Raw genomic sequence first — 23,002 nt, 5'->3', positions numbered from 1 at the left:
CTAACCAGATGAAATCGCTAATAATAGTTGAGGATGATCCGGGACTCCAGCGTCAACTCAAATGGAGCTTTGACGGATATGAGGTACATATCGTCGGTGACAGGAAGAGTGCCATCAACTGTCTGAGGAAGACATCAGCGCCTGTGGTTACCCTTGATCTCGGTTTGCCGCCCGACCCGACCAATGTCAGCGAGGGATTCGCCACATTGCAAGAAATATTGAATTTAATTCCTCAAACAAAAGTCATAGTGGTGACGGGTAATGACGATCGTGAGAATGCCCTGAAGTCGATCGAATTGGGCGCCTATGATTTTTATCAGAAACCGATAGACCCTGATGTATTGCGGGTTATTATCGAACGCGCATTCAATGTACATGGCCTGGAAGATGAGAATCGCAGGCTAAATAACATGCAACGCAATTCACCACTGGATGGCGTTATCGCAAACAGTCCGGAAATGCTGGAAATATGCAGGATAATAGAGAAGATAAGTCCGACGGATATAACAGCACTTCTGCTGGGTGAAAGCGGCACCGGCAAAGAGGTGCTTGCCAGGGCCATCCATGCCTTGAGCGACAGAAGCGGTGAGAAATTTGCCGCTATAAACTGTGCTTCGATACCGGAAAATCTTTTGGAGAGCGAGCTTTACGGCTATGAAAAAGGTGCTTTTACAGGTGCCTCGAAAAGGACGGTAGGAAAGATTGAGACAGCAAATGGGGGAACCCTGTTTCTCGATGAGATAGGCGATATGCCCATGGGTTTGCAGGCGAAAATGCTGCGCTTTTTACAGGAAAGGGTAATCGAGAGGATTGGCGGTAGGGAAGAAATACCTGTGGATGTCCGGGTGGTCTGTGCAACCAATCAGGATTTGGAAGAGAAAATAGCGCAGGGTGAGTTTCGCGAGGATCTCTATTACCGAATCAGTGAAATCTCTATCAATATACCACCACTAAGAGAGCGTGCGGGTGATGCAGTACTGTTGGCTTGGTCATTTTTAAAAAAATATGCCAAGCAAAATACTTCGAAAGTCAGCGGATTCACTAAGGAAGCATTGAAAGCCATCGAGGGTTATAACTGGCCGGGGAATGTCAGAGAGCTTGAAAACAGAATAAAACGTTCTGTGGTTATGGCTGACGACCAATTGATTACTCCCAGTGAACTGCAATTGACTGAAGGGAGCGAGGATGTGATGCCGGTCAATTTGAGAGAGGTCAGGGAGCAGGCAGAGGCAAAAGCGATCATACGGGCCATGAGCTTTGTTGGTGGAAATGTATCAAAGGCGGCTGATCTACTGGGTATCAGCAGACCGACCCTATATGACCTGGTGAATAAATACGGTCTGAAATAGATCGATTCCGGAGTTGCAGAGTGTTTTCAATACGGCTGTATTTGATGGTGGTTCTGAAATGACAAGGGCAGTGAACAACGTAAGGCTATTGAACCTTTGGGCATTACTACCTGTAATCATGCTGCAGTTTATGCTGTCCGCATGCACAGTCGGTAAAGATGACAGTGAAGCCTTGGCTTCGGCTAAAACCAGTTATGAAAGCGGAAACTACTCGAAAGCGATTATTGAGCTCAAGCAAATACTTCAGAATAATTCTGCAAATACCGATGCCAGACAATTACTCGCCAGAAGTTACTTGAAAAAAGGCGACGGGATTTCTGCAGAAAAAGAGATAAAAACAGTTTTAAGCGACAAGTCGCCTACGGCCGATGTGCAACTTATCTTAATGTCTTCCTGGGAGTTGCAAGGGAAACATAAAGAGATTGTAGAGGCGTACGAAAAAGGGGCACTTGACAGCATCCAACCTATGAGGGTGTGGGGTGTTGTCTCTCACTCTTATCTCAGTGTGGAAGAGGTGGAGAAGGGAACGGTACTTGCCGAAAAGATGCTTGAGAAGGATGCGGAAAGTGTCACTGCATTGCGATCGCTGGCGAAAGCGGCAAGTATGAGGAACGATGATACTGAGGCGTTGGAGTATTTACAGCGTGCATTGGAGATAGATAAAAAGGACTATAAGGTATGGCGTGACCTGGGATCCTTACATGTAAAACTGGAGGATCACGGTAAGGCGGTTGAACTGTTGAAGGGTGCGCTTTCACTGATAGACGAAGATGATCCCAAGCAAGATGCGTATATCATCAAAGTCAATCTCATCCATTTGTTTTTTCACCTGAAGAGATTGGATGAGAGCAGTGTATACATTCGAGAGTTAGAGGCTCAATACAAAAAGAATCCATACGTTGCCTATCTCTCAGGTCTGTATGATTATTTGAAGCAGGATTATGAGAGTGCAGTTACCAAGTTGTTTCAGGCGCACTCGGTTATGCCCAATCACCTGCCGACAACCCTTTTGCTTGGCGCTTTGCACTTTTCTGAAAACAATTTGGAACAGGCAAATATACTGCTGACGAGATATGTCAATCAGGTGCCAACCCATCTCCAGGCTAGAAAGCTTCTTGGTGAAATCAAGTTGCGATTGGATAAACCGAAAGAGGCCCTGGCTCTGCTCGAATCTGGTGGTGCCGACAGCAATGATGATCAGATATTGACCATGATTGGTCTCGCGGCCAGTCAGTCAGGGGAGTATTCCAAGGGGATCGAGTTTCTTAAAAAGGCTGCGCACGTCAATCCCAGTGACACCCGCATTCGTGAGGAACTGGCTCGACTCTATATCAATCATGGGTCTGTCGATGAGGCTATATCCGAGTTGGAGGACAAATGGGAAGGAGAGTCATCGAACAGAGATACGCTGTTGATCCTTTCATATATCAAGAAACAGGATTTCGACTCTGCGCGGAAACTGTCTGATCAGCTTCTGACGCGTGAGGGAGAACGTCCTAGAGATCTCTATCTGCGTGCCATGATAGAGCTCAATTCAGGGAACAGAAACTATGCAAGGCGGTACTTTACTGACGCAGTCAGTAAAAGTGCCGAATTCATTCCCGGCCAGTTGGCACTGGCAAGGATGGATCTTGAGGATGGTCGTTTGATGGCTGGAAGCGACAGGCTCAATCTAGTGCTTGCCAGAGAGCCAGGCAATGTCAATGCGATGATGCTGCTAGCACAGATTAGTGAACGTTCGGGCAGCCAAAAAGAGGCACTGGCATGGTTGGAAAAAGCCATTGAAACGGGTAAGGATTCATGGCTGCCTCGGGTCATTCTGGCCAGATACTACTTAAGAAGGAAACAGCCGGAAAAGGCCGCAGTTTATCTTGATGACAAGCAGCTTCGGCAGAGCGACAACCCTGCCATCATATCCCTGCTTGCCCTGATCGATCAGCAGACAGGCCACTATAATCAGGCAGAGTCAACCATTAAAAAGTTGCTGGATGATAACCCGGACAGTGAGATGGCCTATTTGCAACTGGCCGATCTTCAGACTAAGAGAGGGGATCTAGAGGCTGCAAGAACTACCCTGCAAAAATTGGATAGAAAGATACCTTTATCCATTAAAGGCAAACTGTTGCGTTACAAATTGGAGTTGCGGGATAGGAATTATCAGCAGGTTGAAACGATAATAGAGCAACTGCTCGATAACGATAAGACCAGACTTGTGGGTGTGACGCTTCAAGCCAACTACCATGAAGCAAGGGGAGATATAGTCAAAGCGATCAACACCCTGGAAGCAGAAGCCACACCCAAATCCCCCTTTATCCTGATACAGCAGTTGTCAGACCTGTATATCAAGAATAAAGACGCGATGAGTGCGATCAACCTGTTGACTAGCTGGAAGAGATCTCATAAGAACAATCAGCAGGTACAGTTAGCGCTGGCGATCGTCTATCAGACGATGGGGAAAATGAATGCAGCACTTAAATTATATAGTGATCTGCTGGAGGAGAACCCGCGAAATATAGTAGCCCTTAACAATTCTGCGCTGCTAAATTTTGATCAGGATCCTCAAAAAGCGCTTGACCAAGCGAAACTTGCCTATGAAATTTCAGGAAACGCCACTCAGTCGGTAGTGGATACCTATGCCTGGTTGACTCATAAATCGGGAGACACGGCTACGGCTTTGAAAATATTGTCAACGATTATGGATACGGCCTCAGACCCGTCTATTCTTTATCATTATGCTGTTATGCTTGCAGAGTCGGACAATGTGAAAGCGGCGAAAGAGGTATTGGTGACGCTCAGCAAAGACCATGCGGACTTCCCCGAATCAGAGGAAGCAAAGAAGCTTTTGAGTGAGATCTCTCAAATTAAGGGTTAAAATAGTTCAAGTTAACATCATTGGATATCAGGAAAGCAATATGTTATCAATAGGTTACAAGAAAATACTGGGTTTTCTCTGGGTTCTTTCAACAATCATGCTGGCGGCATGTTCAAGCCCACCCGAGATGACATCTCCAGAAAATCAGGTTCCCACCACAGTCGCTGGGCCGGATTCACCGCTTTACGTGATCGGACCCGGAGATACACTCAATGTCTTCGTGTGGGGGGACAGCGAGCTCTCAACTCAGGTGGTGGTCCGTCCAGATGGTATGATCACTACACCCCTGGTGGAGGATCTGCCTGCGAGTGGAAAAACACCGACTGAATTGGCCAGAACCCTTGAAGCCAAACTTTCCAAATTCGTGAAATCACCCAAAGTGACGGTCAGCGTGACAGAGTTTGTGGGTCGGTATACTGAACAGGTACGTGTTGTCGGTCAGGCTTCTCAACCGCAGTCGATCAACTACAGGGATGGTATGACCTTGCTCGATGTCATTATCGCTGTGGGCGGTTTGACAGATTTCGCAGCGGGTAACAAAGCAAAGGTGGTCAGGAAGGTAAACGGAAAAACAACAGAGTATCGAGTCCGCCTTGACGATTTGATCAGAGATGGGGATATATCTGCTAATGTTAAAATGATGCCTGGAGACGTACTGATTATCCCGGAAACATGGTTTTAATACCCATCAATCACAGGAAAGCGGTTTAGATGAGCAGCATTGAAAAAGCCATTGAGCGTTTAGCAAAAACCAAATCGAATAAAGGTAATGCGAACGAATCAGCCAAAACAGCGGATGTTACAAATCGTGATAGAACGATTGAAAAAGCCAAGCCGGTACTGGAGCAAACAGCGTCTGTCATGCCTGCTGCGGGTGGACAGCAATCTGCCGAACCCACTATTCCTGTCAGCAGGGAGCCTGTCGCGAGAAGTAGTGCCAAGAAGATTCATCTGGACTACGAATCACTGTCTCGAGTGGGATATATCGTACCCCATTCCGGCAATAAGCAACTCTCTGAAGAGTATCGAATTATAAAACGTCCGGTTATTATGAACGCCCTGGGTAAGGGTGCGGCACCGATAGAGCATGGCAATCTGATATCCATTTCCAGTTCACTGCCATCGGAAGGTAAGACATTTACCGCAATGAATCTTGCCTTGAGTATATCTACGGAACTCGATTCGACTGTGCTCCTGATTGATGGTGATGTATTGCGCTGCTCCTTGAGTACGCTGCTTGGTATCGAAAAGGAAAAGGGGCTTATCGATCTGCTTGAGGATAAAAGCTGTACCGTTGGTGATGTCATACTCGAAACACAAATCCCAAGGCTAAAAGTAATCTCTGCCGGAAAACGCTCGGAAAAGTCGACGGAGCTACTCGCCAGCAAAGAGATGGAGGAGTTCCTGAATGAAGTGGTTGTAAGGTATCAGGACCGGATCATCATTTTCGACTCTCCTCCCATGCTATCAACCAGTGAATCAATCGTACTAAACCAGCACATGGGGCAGGTCCTGGTCGTGGTGGAAGCTGGAGGGACACCTGTTGAAGCGATCAAGGATACGCTGAGCCGCCTGGACAGCGACAAGGCAATCGGTTTGGTGCTTAACAAGAGTCGGGAAGTCAAAGGTGACAATTACTACGGTACCTATTATTAGGACCGATTGGATTAGTGTTAACAGGCCCTAAGAACTAATCCGAATTGATAACATCCGTTTGTTATATGCTTTCTTCTGCCGGTTTTCTGCAAGTACCGGGGGTGACTGTTCACCACCAGTAACGCTTGTGTACCAATTCTCGATAGCAGCTGAATGGGAACAAAAGAGTGAGTTGCCTGATTCTCACCGGAAAATTACTGTTCAGCCCCTGTTTCGGCATCCAAAGCTATTACCTGATCGATTAAAATGTGAAAATATTCCCAAAATACATATTCTCTATCCCACCAGTATTTATCAGGTTTTGTTACATGAAGGAAACGTAGAATAACTGTAATCAGTTATTTCAAGCATATCTAACATTCTGTTATTAAAGGAAATATAGTATTAATTTTAAGGCTGTTTTCTGCTTCAGGGGTATCCGGGGCAGGCAGGAATTGTGACATTTGTCTAATCTTGTGAATCAAGGCATTAGTCTGGATAATTATGCGCGCTCGACAAAGTGCTAACACGACCTAAATTTGGCTGAGTAGAAAAACGATGAAAATAGGCCTATTGAAAGAAACAGCGGTGGGGGAAAGACGTGTCGCTCTTTCACCGGAAATCGTCAAGAAACTGATTAATAAAGGTTTTACCATCAAGGTTTCCGCCGGCGCCGGTGAAAACGCCGATTATACCGATGAACATTATCGGGACGCAGGCGCTGAGATAGTCGCTCCCGAAGACGCATTGAATGCCGACATCCTGGTACGTGTGCGCAAGCCTTCGGCGAGCGAGGCCGCTGAACTCCCCAAGGGATCGATATTGATCGCTCATATTGAATCCTGCGAACTCGATGAAACGCTGAATACGATACTGGAGAAAGAGATCGTCTATCTTGCGATGGAGAGAGTTCCCAGAATATCCAGGGCACAGGCTATGGATGCCCTCTCTTCGCAAAGCAATATCGCGGGTTATCGCGCAGTAATTGAAGCCGCTCTCCACTACGGACGTTTTTTGCCATTGATGATGACCTCGGCAGGATCGGCAAAGCCGGCCAGATTGGTGGTATTGGGTGCCGGTGTCGCAGGCCTGCAGGCGATTGCAACTGCGAGACGAATTGGGGCCGATGTGCTCGCCTATGACGTACGTCCGGAAACCAAGGAGCAGATCGAATCCCTGGGCGCCAAGGCCATTGAACTCGATATCGGCGAGAGCGGCTCCGGTGAGGGCGGCTATGCCAAAGAGTTATCGGAAGAGGCTAAGGCGAAGCAGCAGCAAGCTCTTGCTGATGAGTTGAGCAAGGCACATATCATTATCACCACCGCTTTAATCCCCTGCCGACCTGCACCCGTGTTGGTTACCGAGGAGGTGATCAAGAATATGCGTGACGGATCGGTGGTGATCGATCTGGCAGCGGCGACAGGTGGCAATTGTCCCTTGACCGAGGCCGACAAGGTGGTTGTAAAGCATGGCGTGACGATTGTCGGTCATACCAATTACCCCTCCATGGTGGCTTCTGATGCGAGTGCCTTCTATGGGGGAAACATCATGAATCTGCTCAATATCATGGTGGATAAGGGTGAAGGCGGCCTGGAGCTGAAGGATCTTGAGGAAGATGAGATCACCAAGGCGATGCGTCTGAGGTCCGAGTCTTAAGTCAGCTCCATGTCACAAAAACAACCTATACGAGAGTGATCCCATGCCTGACACACTGGTTGCATTATATGTTTTCGTTCTTGCCTGCTTTATCGGTTACTGGGTGATATGGGGGGTAACCCCCTCGTTGCATACACCCTTGGTTGCACTGACCAACGCTATATCGGGGATCATCATCGTGGGTGCCCTGTTGGTGACCGGCCTGGAGACAGCAGGTACCGCTGCTGAGATTTTTGGCTTCGTCGCGGTATTGTTGGCTTCGATCAACGTCTTTGGTGGGTTCCTGGTAACCAACCGGATGTTGGCCATGTTCAAGAAAAAAGATAAGTGAGTGCCTGACCGATGGAGATATCAGCAAATACCCAAGCGATTGCCTACCTGATTTCAGCAATCCTGTTCATTCTGGCGCTTAAAGGCCTTACCCATCCGGCATCGGCACGACGCGGAAACTATCTCGGCATGGCGGGTATGGCCATTGCCATCCTGGCCACCTTATTCAGTCAGGAAGTGCAGTCATATGGCTTCATCCTGGTCGGTGTGATCGCCGGCGCGGTGATTGGTACGGTGCTGGCTGCCCGCGTGCAGATGACCGCTATGCCGCAGTTGGTGGCGGCGCTGCATAGCTTCGTGGGTATGGCTGCGGTACTGGTGGCTATCGGCACCTATCTCAACCACGATGCCGCAGGTACCCTCAACCCGGTCATGATGGGGGAGTTATCGGCGGGTATCATCATCGGTGCGATCACCTTCTCCGGTTCAGTGGTGGCGTTTGCAAAACTGCAGGGATTGGTAAGCGGGGCGCCGGTTAAATTCAAGGGACAGCATGCCTTGAATGCAGCTATCGCAATCACCACGGTCTTACTCGGTGTCCACTTTGGCATGACAGGGAGTATGACCTCGCTGGTATTGATCACCCTGCTGTCATTCGTACTGGGATTTACGCTGATCATTCCCATCGGTGGTGCGGATATGCCGGTTATCATATCCATGCTAAACAGTTATTCAGGATGGGCTGCCGCGGCAACGGGTTTTACCCTGGGTAATCTGTTGCTGATCATTGTCGGTGCCTTGGTCGGTTTTTCGGGCGCTATCCTCTCCTTCATCATGTGCCGGGCCATGAACCGTTCCATCATCAATGTCGTGTTCGGTGGTTTCGGCAGTGAGTCGGATGGTGCGCCCAGCGCGGTGGGTGTGGCTGCCGAGAAGGGTGTCAAGTCAGCCTCGGTAGAGGACGCCATCTACTGGATGGAAGATGCCAACAAGGTCATCATCGTACCGGGTTACGGTATGGCGGTGGCCCAGGCGCAGCATGCTTTGAAAGAGGTGTTGGAGCTGCTTGAAGAGCGGGATGTGACGGTAAAGTTTGCAATTCATCCTGTAGCCGGGCGTATGCCTGGACACATGAATGTGTTGCTCGCCGAAGCGGATATTCCTTATGACCACGTCCTCGAGATGGATGAGATCAACCCGGAATTCCCCACTTCCGATGTCACGCTGGTGGTGGGCGCCAATGACGTGGTCAATCCAGCAGCCAGATCAGACTCCTCCAGCCCAATTTACGGCATGCCGATACTGGATGCGGCGAAATCGAAGCAGGTCTATTTCCTCAAACGATCCATGAATCCCGGTTACTCCGGTGTCGACAACCTGCTGTTCTATCAGGACAACACTTCACTGATCTTCGGTGATGCCAAGGATACGATCGAAGGTATGGTGACAGCGTTGAAGGGTGGTGGTCATTGATCCAAAGTCTGTTAACTGTCTGCTGAATTCATTTCGAATCGGCTGCTATGTGGTTGGGCCTATCCCACCGTGCAGTGCTGGAAATCCATCATAATCTGGATGGATCCAATCCAAAAGTGTAGGGTGCGGCTTACCGCACCGGAACCTGACGTTTATCGGTGTGGTATATTGATACCCAACGCAGTACTGACCACACGCTCCAGCGTGGGAAGGCAGAAACCAAGTACGATTCATATAATGTCAGGATAAAGCCCATGGCGTCTGGCCGGTGCTTTTGACGATCAATTAATCAACATATAGCAGCATTGAACCCTCCTATAGTGTTATCGTGAGCGCGACTCTCAATGATTTTCCCGATCCGTTAGAGATCAGGCATTGCATGCTGCGGGATCGGCACCGCCTCTATCGACAACTTCGCGGTCTGAGGAAACGTGAAGCCAGTGGGGGGGATTATTCACAAGGGCTGATGAAGCTCTGGCACTCCATTCGGTCGTCACAGCAGTGCCTGATGCAACGCCGCGAGAATCTGCCACAAGTCACCTATCCCGAGGTATTGCCTATCAGCCAGCGGGTCGATGAGATCAAGGCGCTGATTCTGGATCATCAGGTGGTCGTGCTGTGTGGTGAAACCGGTTCGGGTAAATCGACACAGCTGCCCAAAATCTGTCTCGACCTCGGTCTTGGCCTGTCGGGATATATCGGTCACACACAGCCGCGCCGGGTCGCCGCCAGGACACTGGCAACACGCGTGGCGAGTGAATTGGGCTCCACCACTGGTCAGGCGGTGGGCTACAAGGTGCGTTTCAACGACCGCGTTGGTCCCCATAGCTATATCAAACTGATGACGGATGGGATACTGCTTGCTGAAATCCAGCAGGACCCCTATCTCAATCAATACGATACTTTGATTATCGATGAAGCCCATGAACGCAGTCTGAATAACGACTTCCTGCTGGGCTATCTGAAACAGCTGTGCATCAGACGTTCCGATCTCAAACTGATCATTACCTCGGCGACCATAGATCCTCAGAGATTCTCCGAATATTTTCATAATGCACCCATCGTAGAGGTATCGGGTCGCACATATCCGGTGGAGGTGCGTTACCGACCGCCGGTCGAGGGGGGGGAGAACGAACGCGACGACCCGCTACAGCAGGCCATCGTGGATGCAGTGGATGAGCTGTCACTGATCGACCGGGGCGATATATTGATCTTTTTGAGTGGCGAGCGGGAGATACGCGAGACAGCGGAGACCTTACGCAAACACAGACTTCCCGCCACCGAGGTACTGCCGCTCTATGCGCGACTCAGCATTGAGGATCAGAACCGGGTGTTCAAACCCCATACGAGCCGGCGTATCGTATTGGCCACCAATGTGGCTGAAACCTCACTGACGGTACCGGGCATACGTTATGTTATCGATACCGGCTATGCGCGCATCAGTCGCTATAGTCATCGCAGCAAGGTGCAACGCCTGCCTGTGGAGCGCATAGCCCAAGCTTCGGCGGATCAGCGCAAAGGCCGCTGCGGCCGTCTCGCCGCCGGGGTCTGCATCCGCCTCTTTACGGAAGAGGATTTCCTGGCCCGTCGTCCCTTTACCGAAGCGGAAATACAGCGTACCAATCTGGCCTCAGTTATCCTGCAGATGAAACTACTTGGATTGGGTGAGATCAGTGACTTCCCCTTTATCGATCCCCCCGATAATCGTCTCATCAAGGATGGCTACCGGATACTGGAAGAGATCGGCGCGGTCGCCGGTGATCGCAGGATAACCCGCCTTGGCCAGCAGCTCGCCAGGCTGCCTGTGGATCCGCGTATCGGCAGGATGCTCCTCTCTGCGGCCCATAGCCACTGTATGAAAGAGGTAATGGTGATTGCAGCCGCACTGAGTGTGCAGGATCCGCGGGAACGTCCGGTGGATAAGCAGCAGTTGGCGGATGAGGCCCATACGAGATTTCGTCATGAGCAGTCTGATTTCCTGAGTTACCTTGCACTCTGGGAGGAGGTCGAGAGGCAGAGAAAACATCTATCGAAAAACAAATTTCACCGTTGGTGCAAGCGGCATTTTCTCTCCTGGAACAGGGTTCAGGAGTGGCATGACATACACCAACAATTGCGTGGACAACTGCACGAGATGGGGTTGCGTGAAAATAGTGCCGAGGCGGGTTATGAGGAGATCCATCGGGCCCTATTGAGTGGTCTTTTGAGTCATATCGGTTTAAAGAGCAACAGCCATGAATATCTGGGAGCGCGGAATACACGCTTTTTCATCCATCCCGGTTCCGCTCTCTATAAAAAGCAGCCGAAGTGGGTCATGGCGGCCGAGTTGGTGGAGACCAGCAAACTCTATGCGCGAACCTTGGCGGTGATTCAACCTGAGTGGGTTGAGAAGGCAGCGGGACACCTGGTGAAACGCAGCTACTCTGAACCCCATTGGGAGAAAAAACGCGGCCAGGTTGCCGGGTATGTGAAAGTCGCCCTGTTCGGCATCACCCTGATTCCGCGCCGTAAGATCAATTTCTCACCCATCGATCCGGTGGTCGCCAGGGATATTTTCATCCGCTCGGCGTTGGTGGACGGGGACTTTTACACGCGGGCGCCCTTCTGGCGTCACAATCAGACGTTGATCGAGGCCATTCATGACCAGGAAGCCAAATCGAGACGGCGGGATATTCTGGTGGATGAAGAACGTATCTACAGTTTCTACGATCAGCGGATACCCGAGGGCATTTCAACCACACCCGGATTCGAAAAATGGTTGCGGCAGCAGTCCAAGCAACAGTCGAAACGCTTATACATGGATGAGTCCGATCTGATGAGGGACGGTTCACAACGGATCTCCAGTGAGCAGTTTCCCGATCATCTCGATATCAATGGCATGCGACTACCCCTGGAGTACCAGTTCGATCCCGGGAGCGCACAGGATGGCCTTACGCTGATTGTTCCACAGGATGTACTGAATCAGATCACCGAGGCGCGTCTGCAGTGGCTGGTACCTGGATTGCTGAGAGAACGCGTGATCTCTCTGATCCGCGGATTACCTAAATCTCTAAGGCGTTCATTCGTACCTGTTCCTGAATTTGCCGATGCCTGTCTTGCCGATTTGCCGGGCAGTGACAGGCCCCTGATACAGGTACTTGGAGAACGATTGAAACAGCTCAGCGGAGTCCATATCCCCGAAGATGCATGGACTGAGGAGGATATTCCCGTTCACTTGCGCATGCGGGTGCGGGTTGTCGATCAGGGTGGATCCACCTTGGAGCAGGGCCGGGATCTGGCAGGTATGAAGCGGCGGCATGCGGGTCAGCCGCAGGCGCAGCACCGGCATCTCAACTCACCCGGTTTTGAACGCAACGGCCTGAAGGATTGGGATTTCGATAGGCTGCCGAAACAGTTGGGAATAGAACAGGGAGGAATTACACTCCAGGGCTATCCTGCCTTGGTGGATGAAGGAGAGAGCGTAGCGATTCGTCTGCTCGATGCCGAGAGCAGCGCCTTGCGTTCCCACAAGGAGGGGGTGAGACGGCTGATAATGTTGAAAATGCCCAAGGAGATTCGCTATCTGCGAAAAAACCTCGACCAGCTCGACCGGATGCGCCTGCTTTATGCCAAGGTGCCTGCGGTGGAGAAAGATCGGGAAGGCGGAGACCATCGGGATCTTGAAGATGAATTGGTATCGTTCATCGTCGATCGCACATTTCTCAACCAACTCCCGGAGATTCGCGATGGTAAGTGTTTTGAAGAGCGGTTGAGCAGCAGGCGGGGAAGACTGATGCAGCAGGCGAACAGCAGCTGTCAACAACTGCTGGAGATACTGGAACTGAGCCATCAAACCAGAAAAGCGGTAGGCGCAATCACCCAGGTCAACTGGATGAGCGCTGCAATGGATATGCAGCATCAACTGGAGCGTCTGGTCTATCGTGGTTTTCTGCAACAAGTGCCGGATGAACGGCTCAGCGACTACCCCAGATACCTTCGGGGTATTTCGAAAAGAGTCGACAAACTGACCCACGCCGCGGCACGAGACCGGCAGCGCATGCATGAAATGGCGGAACTGCAACAGCGATGGGAGCAGTGGAATCAGCAATGCAGGCAGCGTGGACGGGTTGACGACCGCATCGAGGAGATCCGCTGGGGATTGGAGGAGTTACGCATTTCCCTGTTCGCCCAGGATCTGGGAACCGCCTATCCCATCTCGATCAAACGTCTACTGAAGCGTATCAAAGAGCTGGGGCTCTAATCCCAGCCCCATCATTTCGATTCCGGGTTAAATATTCCGATCGCCCCCCCCACTGTCATAAGACTGTCATGGAGCGCTGTTAGAGTTAGCTGCGATGGAATGGTTTTAGAGAATGCCTATACCGGTTAACTGAATAGAGGCGGACTCAGTGTGGAATCGTTCCGTTATTCCAGTCTACAGCCTCAATGATAGAGGCCTTCAAGGTGGGTGTTCACCCACCTTTTTTTCGTTCTGAAGAGAGGGCACCAGGCCCTGATCACTCGCTTGCCGTAACGGTACGGAAGTGCCCAAAGCAGGAGCCGTTTATCGCCAAGACCATCGTGGCGGCAAATCTTGGCTCAAATCACAGGCAGCCATCGTCCCCTTGGTGTTAAAGAGGTGCTATGTTATTGTTCCCACTTAATAATTATTCATGCGGAGGAGACCATGGCTGGATGTTACTGTGGATCTGGTGTCGCCTATGAGAGCTGTTGCGGACCGATCCATGAGGGTGCTGCAAAGGCGGATACAGCCGAGAAACTGATGCGTGCACGTTACAGCGCGTTTGGCGCCAGAAAGGCCGAGTTCCTACATCAATCCCTGCACCCGGATCATCGTCATGATCACGATATTGAAGCCACGCGGCGATGGGCGGAAAATGCCGAGTGGCTGGGCTTGCAGATTGTGGATGTTCAAGGTGGAGGAGAGGCCGACGAAGAGGGTAGTGTGGAGTTTATCGCTACCTATAAAGAAGGGGGGATGGTCAGGCCGCATCATGAAATCAGCCGTTTTCTCAAACAGGACGGCGATTGGTATTTTGTTGACGGCCAGCTTGTGGTGCCGAAAACCGAGAAACGCCACCAGCCGAAGGTCGGCCGGAATGATCCATGCCCCTGCGGCAGCGGTAAGAAATATAAGAAATGTTGCGGCGTATGAACCGGAGAATCATTTGATTTCAAGTTTATCCGTTTTTTGCCGACAATTGCCCTAGGGCCTGTTAACAGGCCCTAGATCGACATAGGAAAGGATTGCGTGAAACCAAGATCAATCAGCGCTAAGCATGCTTTGAGGCAGCTGCTCCTGATGGCAGTCTGTTTCTGCGTGCCTATGTCGGTAAGTGCAGAGATTTATAAGTATCGGGGTAGTGATGGCAGCATCCATTTCACCGATAAGCCCATGAAGGGCAACTATCGTCTGTTATGGCGTAGCGGGAAGAAGAAACGCAATAGTCGAAGCAACTACAGTTTGGCGCGTCTACGCAAAAACAAGGCTGAGCTGACACCGGTAATCGATGATATTGCCAGGCAGCTCCATCTTCATCCGGGATTGCTGCACGCGGTGGTGATGGTCGAGTCGGCCTACAACCCGAAAGCAATATCCAGCAAGGGTGCACGCGGATTGATGCAGTTGATGCCGGCTACCGCAAATCGTTACGGCGTCAATGACTCCTATGACCCTAAACAGAATCTTCAAGGCGGTGCTCAGTATTTGAAGGATCTGCTGAAGATGTTCGAATTCGATATCAAACTGGCTCTTGCAGCTTACAATGCGGGTGAAAATGCGGTGTTCAAGTATGGAAATACGATCCCGCCCTATCCGGAGACACAAAACTACGTGAAGAAGGTTCTTCACGAGTTTGAACGCAACCGCCTAGCTATGCTCAATTAGGGCCGATTGGACTAGTGTCAACGAGCCCCGAATTGTCTGAGGCATTTCCTCCGATCTAACGACTGTTTACGCTCCTGGCTCAAGGGCTGAACAACACAATTCACAACGAATGGGTATTAAACTTTCGAATTTGCTGAACTGGACATGGTGTCTGCCGCAGACGCTGATGGGATGTTGTTGGTTGGTTACAGTGAGGGGCTTGCTGGACAGGGAGGCAGAAGATATTGGCGTATGGCAGGGGGTACGCGCCATACGTTATAACAAGCTGCAGGGTGGTGTCAGTTTGGGGCCCTTTCTATTTTATCAGGCAACACCCAGCGGCGACACGCTGCTCTATCATGAGTATGGCCACTACCGACAATCTCTGTTGCTCGGCCCGCTCTACATTCCGTTGATCGGCCTGCCTTCATTCAGCTGGGCGATTATGAAAAAGGCGGGATTCTTTCAAGGGATTCCGTATTGTGCCTTCCCTACCGAGCGGTGGGCGGATCGGCTGGCACAATCATGTATTGAGTTGGAGAATTGAAAATCAATGCTAGGGTTTGTAGGGTTAGCGGTAAAAAAAACAGAACATTGAATCACAGACTTAAAACTGAGGTGGATGATGAAAAAGTTGCTGCAACTGCTCTTGATGCTCTCTGTTGCGCTTATATTAAGTGGATGTCCGGGTGATGATGACAATGACGATGGTAATAGCGGAACCACTACGGACAGCGGAGATTCAGGGGGTGATAGTGGTGACGCTGGAGGCGATAGTGGAGGTGATTCCACCGGTGATGGAAATGGTAGCATTTCAGGCAATCTGGTACTGCAGACCGCGGACTTTTCCAGTGTCACTCCATGTCCGATGCAGGATATCCTGACTGACGCCAGCGCCATCTCTGCCTTGCGAACTGCATTGGAGTCAGGCACCTTGCTCTATCTTGATGTTCCCTTCAACGGCAGTGACAGCGATATCTATCGCAAGAAGTGCGGCCTCGAGGGCTTTTGGAATCCATCCGACAACACCGATGAGATAAGTCTTTCGGCCATTGGCCTCGATCCGGCAGACGCACCGAATATCACAGATCTGGTGTTGTTCGGCAACGCCGGTATTTGTGCCGACGGTTTCAATAACAGCAGTTTCGGTGTTGGCGAGGGTTTTCCTGTGGCGGGCACCTACCGCAAGGAGATCAAGGCGGCCCATCAGGGTACCACCTATCACCTGCGATTCAGGGCGGTGGTCAGCGGTAGTTCAGCCGGAAACACCTTCACATCGGAGGGAATTACACCTTCGACAGGGCTGAGAACGCTGATCTACAGCGTAGACGGTGCCGTAACACCGCATGATGGGGTGTTTTCAGCCCTCGTCAATGCCATGAGCGCCAGTACGAGCGCGGCGCCCGGTGCAACCATAGAGGTGAGGAAGAGCGCAGGAGGGGCGGTAGTCTTTACTGCGGTTATCGAGGTGATTTGCGTCTCAACAAGTTGATGGCTGCGGGCAGGAGTGTCAGATCCATCAGCAGGGCTAGGGCCATGCCGAAAGCCAGCAGGAGAGCTATCTCCTGGTTGGCTTGAAGTGAGGAGAGGCTCAAAGTGGTGATACTGAGACACAACATCACCGTTGTCGTCGTCAGCGCCGCACCGCTTCTGAGGGCATTGCGACGCAGGATGAGATTCAGCGATGCAGGTGATTGACGGTGCCACAGCAGATGAATGGAATCGTCGACCGCGAGGCCGAACAGCATAGCCGGAACCCCCAGCAAGGCGAGTGACCAGTCGACGCCGGCCACTCCCATACAGCCGACAACGAGCCAAAGCGGCAACAGGGTTACAAGCAGAGCGGGGGCGACAAGGCTGATTTGGCGAAACACCAACCAGAGAAGCAGCAACACACCGGTGAGCGAAAAGAGTAAGCCGTTGACCGCCCCCGACACACCGAGTGATTCCACCGCCGGATAGAGATAACCGGGACCATCGAACACCAGCCTGTGATGACCCAGCATGGTACGATCGAAATTTTCCAGCCAGGCGACAATTTCCCTTTGCCGTGCCTGATCGAGAGATGAGAAGAAGACATCCATTCGGACAACACCGCTGTCGTCAATCAGCTCTTTCCATTGATTCGAACTCGTGGTGTCGTCGAGACACGGCTGATCACAAAACGTTTGTACTATCGCGGCAGGCAAGACAAGGCGTGACTCAGGTAATTTAGTTAGGTAATCAGTGGTGGTATTTAAGGCGTGCAACAGACGCTTCCTGTCTTCACCGCTGGGTTTTTCCGCGGCTAAATAGATGGTAAAGGGACGTAAGTCACTGTTTAGAGATTGCTGCAGTTTCTCGGTGGTTTCGCTCAGTGGATGACCATGGGAAAAAATATTCGGGAATGGGGTTTCGGTCGTAACCCGAGTGGCAAAGAGGGTTAGCGATGCAGCAAATAAAATCCACAATACCAGTGTTAACAGGGGGTGCCGGAGGGCAGCTTTGACAAGCGTATGGCACATGGTGGCTATAGGACTGATGGTGTATCTCTGTGAGTGCGCTGTATTTTCATGATTCAGCAGCAGCCAACCGAGCAGGAAGGTAAACATAAAAGCGAGCAGTGTACCGGCGGCCGCGGTCAAACCGAAACTGCGCAACAGCGGGGAGTCGCCTTGCAGCGCAAGTGCCCCAAATCCGATGAAAGTTGTCGCCGTGGTGACTGCACAGGGAGCGGCCAATTCGCGAACAGCCCGCTGGAAGCAACGGGACAAGCCGCGTCCGCGATGGGATTCGATACGTTCGACCAGATGTGCCGCATCCATCGAGGATACTGCCCAGACCAATGGTATCACCGCAAGCAGTAAGGCGTTAAAACCGCCATGCAGGCTTAGATTGAACAACAGCAGAGTGGTTGAGGTCGTCACACTGGCTGTTAAGAAAATGAATGCCGGCGCCGCCAACGACCTGAATGCAAGCAAAGGGACTGCAATGATAATTATGCCCAGCAGAGGTGCAATAATAACCAGATCATCGGCGGCGGCCTGCCAGGATGCGCTGCGAACCAATTCGGGTGCAAACAGCTGACTCTGTTTGGCGGCGACGGGTGTCGGATTTTCAGCAAGCTTTGTCTCTAAAGCATGGTAGAGCGATACATGAGCCTCCGCTTGATATTTGGAAGTGCTGCGCCAGAAAAGGATTGTATCGGAACGATCCTGTTCATCGTTGCTGCAATCTGTCAGTGTGAGTCGGGCGGCAACGGATGGATCGCTCGCAGGCGGTGAGGATATACAGAGCATCTGCAGATCTGGGATCGATTCGTGGATTTGTCTCAGGAGTCGTTCTCTCGATGCCTGTGGCAGCGCTGCGGGGAGATTCAGCAGTGCGAATTGCGCATGACTGTTCAGCGAGTCACGAATCTGTTTCGATTTTGCAAGGGTTTGGGGCGGCAGCAGTTGTTCGACAGTCGGGGTCGGCGATGGTTGGAACCATGTCGACATGACGGCCCAAACCGTGATCATCAGAGCGGTTGCAAAGGTGAGGCGGAGATTCATCCGAATGCCGCTCCCGGATGGCGTCAGGGCGAATCTCTCAGTTGATCCGCGCAGAGCCTATAGCAATGCTGAATACTAATTTGAATGCCAGTCAAGGATGAGCTCATCGATGATCAATACATCGTCGGGATTGATGTCAATGATATGGAAACCGCTCCAGAAACTATCGGGCTGGGAAGCTTCGGTGCACCATACAGCCTCCGCGGTGAATGAGATCTTCTCTTGATCATTCTTCGGGATTGGAAGAATCAGATCGAGTTGATATACCGATCCGGTAACCATGGCTTCATCGCTTAACAGCATCAGTCCTTCAGCACTGATATTGACCACACGTCCGATGTGACTGCCTGTTATTTGATCTGTAATGATCAGTACTTCGTTGGCTACTTTACGTGGGGAATGACGTTGTTCTTGCATGTAATCATTTCCTGTGTCCTTAGCGGACCTCTTTACCTTCGTTATCCTCATCATCTTGGATGAGTTCACTTGCTATATCATCTGTGGTTTTCAAGGAGCGCTGGAGCATACGCCTGATCGCATGCAATGTTCTCTCGACAAATGGATCACTGCTGTCTTCAAGGATTGTCGACTCACCTCTGAGTATCTCTTGCGCCAAAGTTCTTAATGGTTTGATGGCGGTTTGAACACCGGCTCTGTCGACAAACATACATGAAGCGGTCAATGGGCTTAGCCACGACAGTTTAACCTTTTGCAATTCACCGCTCTGCGAATCCTTAATTTCGAACCAAGTGCCGAACTTGATCTTACGCAATTTTTCCATCATTGCCTCTTCGTCTTCGGGAATCTCCTCTTCATCGGCCTGTTCAGTGGTTGATTCGGCAGGGGCGGGTACAGGTTTGCTGGGCTCCGCTTTCAATGCGGCCTTGTCTGAAATCGGTACCACGGTATCGGAGGTCTTAACCGATTTCATCGCTTGTTCCGAAGCCATGGATGCTGTTTCGGCATTGCTGAGCAGACCGAAAAGAACCTGGCTCTTCTCCTGATGGAATCCACCCAGGGAAGCCAGGCCTTCCTCGATGGATTTTCTCAAATCCGGTAGCGTCTTCTCCAACTCTTCGCGTTCGCTCTGATCTTTGGGTTCAAACGTCCAGGCAATTTCATCAGCGATGCGAAGCGCCTCTTTCCAGTCTTCGCTCATTTCGCCGTCAGGATGGCGCAACAGGACAAAGACAAGTTTGTCTACCCAGGTTTTTTCCAGGAACTCCTTGACAGGTTGAGGGAGGTTTTCACTGAAAGAGCGTGCTCTCATCTCTTGGGACGCACGCTGCCTGGCAATGTTCAGCTTTTCTCTGCCCTTGATGGAATCCTGTGCACGTTTTTCTAGAATGTCAGACTTGCGCCTGAACTCATCCATACGCTTCTTGAATGTCTCCAGCAGTGTGCCGAACAGACTGACATTATCGGAAAACTCTTTCAGCACCCGGTCTATGACATTCTGCATATCGGGGTAGATACCCCTTTTCAGATTGCGTTCGTCGATCCAGTGGCTGCCGGCTTCAACCAAGGAATCGAGCAGTTGTCGTGCTTCATGATTGCTGTCGGTCAGCAGTTTGCGATCAATGATCGCAACTTTCAGGTAGGGGGTGTGCAGATGACTGATCAAGGCCTTGGCTACGGCAGGGAGAACAGGATCATTCAACATATATTCGAACAGCATACCCACCAGGTCGATAGTATCCTCATCCGCGGCCTCGAGGCGGTCCGCACCAACCTCGTTATAGAGTTTATGGCGCTCTTCGGCCAGTGTGTGTTTCACCCGAATCAGGAACTGTTCATCGATCTCGATATTCGAGATCCCCGCACCGGGCGCGTTGACATCCGGTATCATATCGGAACGCTGAGCCGGTTGGATGTTGCTCAGAGCGGCGACCAGATTCTCTTGCGTGGCGGGTGGTGCGCTTCCGGGCTGCCGGCCGGCGGCCTTTGCAGACGCTTCCTTAGCGGCAAGTTTCTCCGGGGAGGTGCGGCGTCGGTTGGCCATCATATCCAGAATCGATCCGAACAGCTCCTCGCCCAACTCTTCCTGGGTTTGTTCCTGTTGCTGTTCAGGATGTTCCTTATCATCAGCCGACGGACCTCCCTTAGCATCCGGCGACTTCTGGATTGCCGGCCTTAAGTGAGGTAGAACGCCAGCCTCTTTCAGGCTGTTGTTAAAGTCATCGTAGATCGATCCCAGCTGTTTGAGTACGTATTTATCGAACAGGGCGAGGATTATGACCTTGATACGTGCTTCCAAACCCAATGCATCGATGGCTTCGCTGAAAGCATGGGCCAGATGATGGGGGCCGGAAGGGATCTGTTTGTGTTTAACGCTTCGCCCACCACTCACAACACTCAGTCTCTGACCGAGCGCATACAGCTGGGAACGATGGTGTCCCACCGTGCGGCTGATCATGTTTTCCAGTGCGGTGGAGACATCCATCGATTCATGATCGACGAGTTCCAGTTCCGTATCTTCATTTGAATCGGAAAAGCCGTCGATCTCGGGTTGGTCATGCCAGAACTTATCGAATCCCTCACTCAGCAGTTCCCGAAACTCGTGTTCGACCAGGCCATGTCTGTTACGGATCATTGCCATGGCCTCGAAAAAGCGATTTTGAATCTCGTTGGTCTCAGCCTTTTGCGCAAAACTGGTAAGTGCTTTATCGGAGTTGTTGAAAAGCTCTGTCAGGAGTGCGTTTATGTAGACAATTACCGTGTCCTTACAGCGATTCAGCACTGGCTGAAACTGACTCTGGTATTTGTTTCTTCTATCCTGTATTGACACGGCTAAAGGATCCTTAAGTGAATCAGCGGCGATACCCAAAAAGAGGTGGTATTGCTAAAACTTGATTTTTCTAAAGTTTGCTTCATTTACAATAGCTAAAGAGTAGCACGAAGAGTGCCTAAGATGAACAATCTGATGTCCCTCATAACACTGTGCCCCATGGTTTTATTACAAATCCTCACATTCCCGATACAGCCACCATCGGATCGCTACGTCCAGCAACATCTCAATCATCTCCAATGATTCGCTCACTCGATTCCGTCGGTGAGAGCAACAGTTCCCCCTGGCCAACGCTGTTGGCGAACACCATGCGGTAGCTGGTATCGTCACTCCGGACAAGTGCAGCACGTAGTTTATTCACCTTTTCCTTGGCGGCTTTGTACTTTTCCTCTTCGTCGAGGTATTCCAGGCTGTTGTCAGCTGAAACTTTGAAAATGTAGAAAGGCATGTTTACAGCTCCGTCCACGTCCGGTGGAGGTCAAGATTCCAATATAAATGTCGATAACAATGGATGTATACCATAGCCGACACTGTATACATGCCAGCATCATAGCTGAGTTCGACGTGGAAAAGTACAACAATACCCCTTGTATATCAGTGAATTATTACCTGACAGATAGGGATATTGAATGTGGCGCCCTGAGGTGAAAAAAACATGACTCCTCAACAACTTGTGATCGAGATAGAAAGCTTGGTTTCGCTGCCTGACGTTTGTGTCAAGGTGAATCGGTTGATCGATGCGCCGAACTACTCGGTTGCAACCCTGGGTGAAATTATTTCCCAAGACACGGATCTGTCTGCCCGCCTGTTGCGGCTTGTGAACAGTGCATTTTTTAATCTAAAGGTTCCGGTGGAGACTATCTCCAGGGCGATCACGATCATTGGTACGAACGAACTGCGAAATCTTGTCATGGCCACTACGGCAGCCCGGATTTTCACCGGTATCCCGGGCGATCTCGTAGACATGACCGAATATTGGCGTTACTCGATAACAGCCGGTGTAGTTGCGGGTGAGCTGGCCAAACGCTGTAACGTGCTGCACAGCGAACGCCTATTCGTGATGGGGGTGTTGCACGATATTGGCCGATTGGCGATCTATCTGAAAATGCCCCAAGAGTCGAGAGATATTCTTTTGATAACCGGCGGTGACGATACCCTGTTGCCGGATGCGGAGAATGATGTCCTCGGTTTTACTCATATGGATGTCGGAGAAGCCTTGCTGAGGAAGTGGAAATTGCCCGAGAGCATCGTTTCCGTTGTCGCACACCACCATCGACCGGCATCCACACAGGTTTTTCAGCTGGAGACCTCCTTGCTTTCCCTCGCTGCATTATTGGCATATGCCGAAATCAGCGGTGTCGAGTGGTACGAAACGGTCGAACTGGTGGACCCAGTGGTGTGGAAACAAACCGGTCTCGAGCCCGAGCATCTGGAGGCAGTAATGGAACAGATGCCACACAAGGTTGGTGAGATCATGGATGTGGTGTTAGGACCGAAAGTCAGACCGTTGAAAAGCCAACCCCATTAGCGACTCCGCATAATCCGCAGTTAACAGGCACC

At 50.9% G+C, this 23,002-nt stretch carries 17 protein-coding genes; 13 read left to right on the top strand and 4 right to left on the bottom strand.

What is annotated here, in order from left to right:
- Nucleotides 1-8: 8 nt before the first annotated feature.
- The 12 genes from prsR to CODIS_RS21220 all read left to right on the top strand — a co-directional run bounded on the left by prsR (nucleotide 9) and on the right by CODIS_RS21220 (nucleotide 16,613).
- Nucleotides 9-1,349 carry a PEP-CTERM-box response regulator transcription factor gene (prsR, locus tag CODIS_RS04670; RefSeq protein WP_069121718.1) on the top strand — a complete coding sequence of 447 codons (1,341 nt, stop codon included), beginning with the start codon at nucleotides 9-11 and terminating at the stop codon, nucleotides 1,347-1,349.
- Between the two features lie 58 nt (nucleotides 1,350-1,407).
- The gene (prsT, locus tag CODIS_RS04665) at nucleotides 1,408-4,221 is read left to right on the top strand and encodes an XrtA/PEP-CTERM system TPR-repeat protein PrsT (protein ID WP_083220553.1); all 2,814 of its coding nucleotides are present in this window, start codon (nucleotides 1,408-1,410) and stop codon (nucleotides 4,219-4,221) included.
- 40 nt (nucleotides 4,222-4,261) lie between these two features.
- Nucleotides 4,262-4,903: an XrtA/PEP-CTERM system exopolysaccharide export protein gene (locus CODIS_RS04660; RefSeq protein ID WP_069121716.1), complete on the top strand. Its 642-nt coding sequence runs from the start codon at nucleotides 4,262-4,264 to the stop codon at nucleotides 4,901-4,903.
- A gap of 29 nt (nucleotides 4,904-4,932) precedes the next feature.
- Nucleotides 4,933-5,877, top strand: coding sequence for an XrtA-associated tyrosine autokinase (locus CODIS_RS04655; protein ID WP_069121715.1), 945 nt, complete (start codon nucleotides 4,933-4,935; stop codon nucleotides 5,875-5,877).
- 537 nt (nucleotides 5,878-6,414) lie between these two features.
- Nucleotides 6,415-7,512: a Re/Si-specific NAD(P)(+) transhydrogenase subunit alpha gene (locus CODIS_RS04650; protein WP_069121714.1), complete on the top strand. Its 1,098-nt coding sequence runs from the start codon at nucleotides 6,415-6,417 to the stop codon at nucleotides 7,510-7,512.
- 43 nt (nucleotides 7,513-7,555) lie between these two features.
- On the top strand, nucleotides 7,556-7,843 hold the full coding sequence (locus tag CODIS_RS04645; protein ID WP_069121713.1) for a proton-translocating transhydrogenase family protein: 288 nt from the start codon (nucleotides 7,556-7,558) through the stop codon (nucleotides 7,841-7,843).
- 11 nt (nucleotides 7,844-7,854) lie between these two features.
- Nucleotides 7,855-9,255 (top strand): NAD(P)(+) transhydrogenase (Re/Si-specific) subunit beta, encoded by a 1,401-nt coding sequence (locus tag CODIS_RS04640; protein WP_069121712.1) that lies wholly within the window; start codon nucleotides 7,855-7,857, stop codon nucleotides 9,253-9,255.
- 328 nt (nucleotides 9,256-9,583) lie between these two features.
- On the top strand, nucleotides 9,584-13,495 hold the full coding sequence (gene hrpA / locus CODIS_RS04635; RefSeq protein WP_320410398.1) for an ATP-dependent RNA helicase HrpA: 3,912 nt from the start codon (nucleotides 9,584-9,586) through the stop codon (nucleotides 13,493-13,495).
- A 426-nt stretch (nucleotides 13,496-13,921) separates the two neighbouring features.
- The gene (locus CODIS_RS04630; RefSeq protein WP_069121710.1) at nucleotides 13,922-14,410 is read left to right on the top strand and encodes a YchJ family protein; all 489 of its coding nucleotides are present in this window, start codon (nucleotides 13,922-13,924) and stop codon (nucleotides 14,408-14,410) included.
- A gap of 96 nt (nucleotides 14,411-14,506) precedes the next feature.
- Nucleotides 14,507-15,142: a lytic transglycosylase domain-containing protein gene (locus CODIS_RS04625; RefSeq protein WP_235615125.1), complete on the top strand. Its 636-nt coding sequence runs from the start codon at nucleotides 14,507-14,509 to the stop codon at nucleotides 15,140-15,142.
- A gap of 181 nt (nucleotides 15,143-15,323) precedes the next feature.
- Entirely contained in the window at nucleotides 15,324-15,668 is a 345-nt protein-coding gene (locus CODIS_RS04620; protein WP_154723007.1) for a hypothetical protein, read from the top strand.
- A 75-nt stretch (nucleotides 15,669-15,743) separates the two neighbouring features.
- The gene (locus CODIS_RS21220) at nucleotides 15,744-16,613 is read left to right on the top strand and encodes a hypothetical protein (RefSeq protein ID WP_069121707.1); all 870 of its coding nucleotides are present in this window, start codon (nucleotides 15,744-15,746) and stop codon (nucleotides 16,611-16,613) included.
- Here the strand turns inward: CODIS_RS21220 and CODIS_RS04610 are convergent.
- The 4 genes from CODIS_RS04610 to CODIS_RS04595 form a co-directional block, all read right to left on the bottom strand.
- Nucleotides 16,582-18,654 carry an RND transporter family protein gene (locus tag CODIS_RS04610; protein ID WP_069121706.1) on the bottom strand — a complete coding sequence of 691 codons (2,073 nt, stop codon included), beginning with the start codon at nucleotides 18,652-18,654 and terminating at the stop codon, nucleotides 16,582-16,584. The genes CODIS_RS21220 and CODIS_RS04610 overlap by 32 nt on opposite strands.
- Nucleotides 18,655-18,729: 75 nt before the next feature.
- Entirely contained in the window at nucleotides 18,730-19,071 is a 342-nt protein-coding gene (locus tag CODIS_RS04605; RefSeq protein ID WP_069121705.1) for a PilZ domain-containing protein, read from the bottom strand.
- A gap of 19 nt (nucleotides 19,072-19,090) precedes the next feature.
- Nucleotides 19,091-21,442, bottom strand: coding sequence for a DUF1631 domain-containing protein (locus tag CODIS_RS04600; RefSeq protein ID WP_069121783.1), 2,352 nt, complete (start codon nucleotides 21,440-21,442; stop codon nucleotides 19,091-19,093).
- Nucleotides 21,443-21,668: 226 nt separating this feature from the next.
- On the bottom strand, nucleotides 21,669-21,890 hold the full coding sequence (locus CODIS_RS04595) for a decarboxylase (protein WP_069121704.1): 222 nt from the start codon (nucleotides 21,888-21,890) through the stop codon (nucleotides 21,669-21,671).
- A 207-nt stretch (nucleotides 21,891-22,097) separates the two neighbouring features.
- On the opposite strand from CODIS_RS04595, the gene CODIS_RS04590 reads away from it, so the two are divergent.
- Nucleotides 22,098-22,970: an HDOD domain-containing protein gene (locus CODIS_RS04590; protein ID WP_069121703.1), complete on the top strand. Its 873-nt coding sequence runs from the start codon at nucleotides 22,098-22,100 to the stop codon at nucleotides 22,968-22,970.
- Nucleotides 22,971-23,002 lie beyond the last annotated feature (32 nt).

It is taken from the genome of Candidatus Thiodiazotropha endolucinida (assembly GCF_001715975.1).
GTDB lineage: Bacteria > Pseudomonadota > Gammaproteobacteria > Chromatiales > Chromatiaceae > Thiodiazotropha > Thiodiazotropha endolucinida.
Note: the sequence above shows the minus strand (reverse complement) of the source record. Positions and strands in the feature narration are given on the sequence as shown.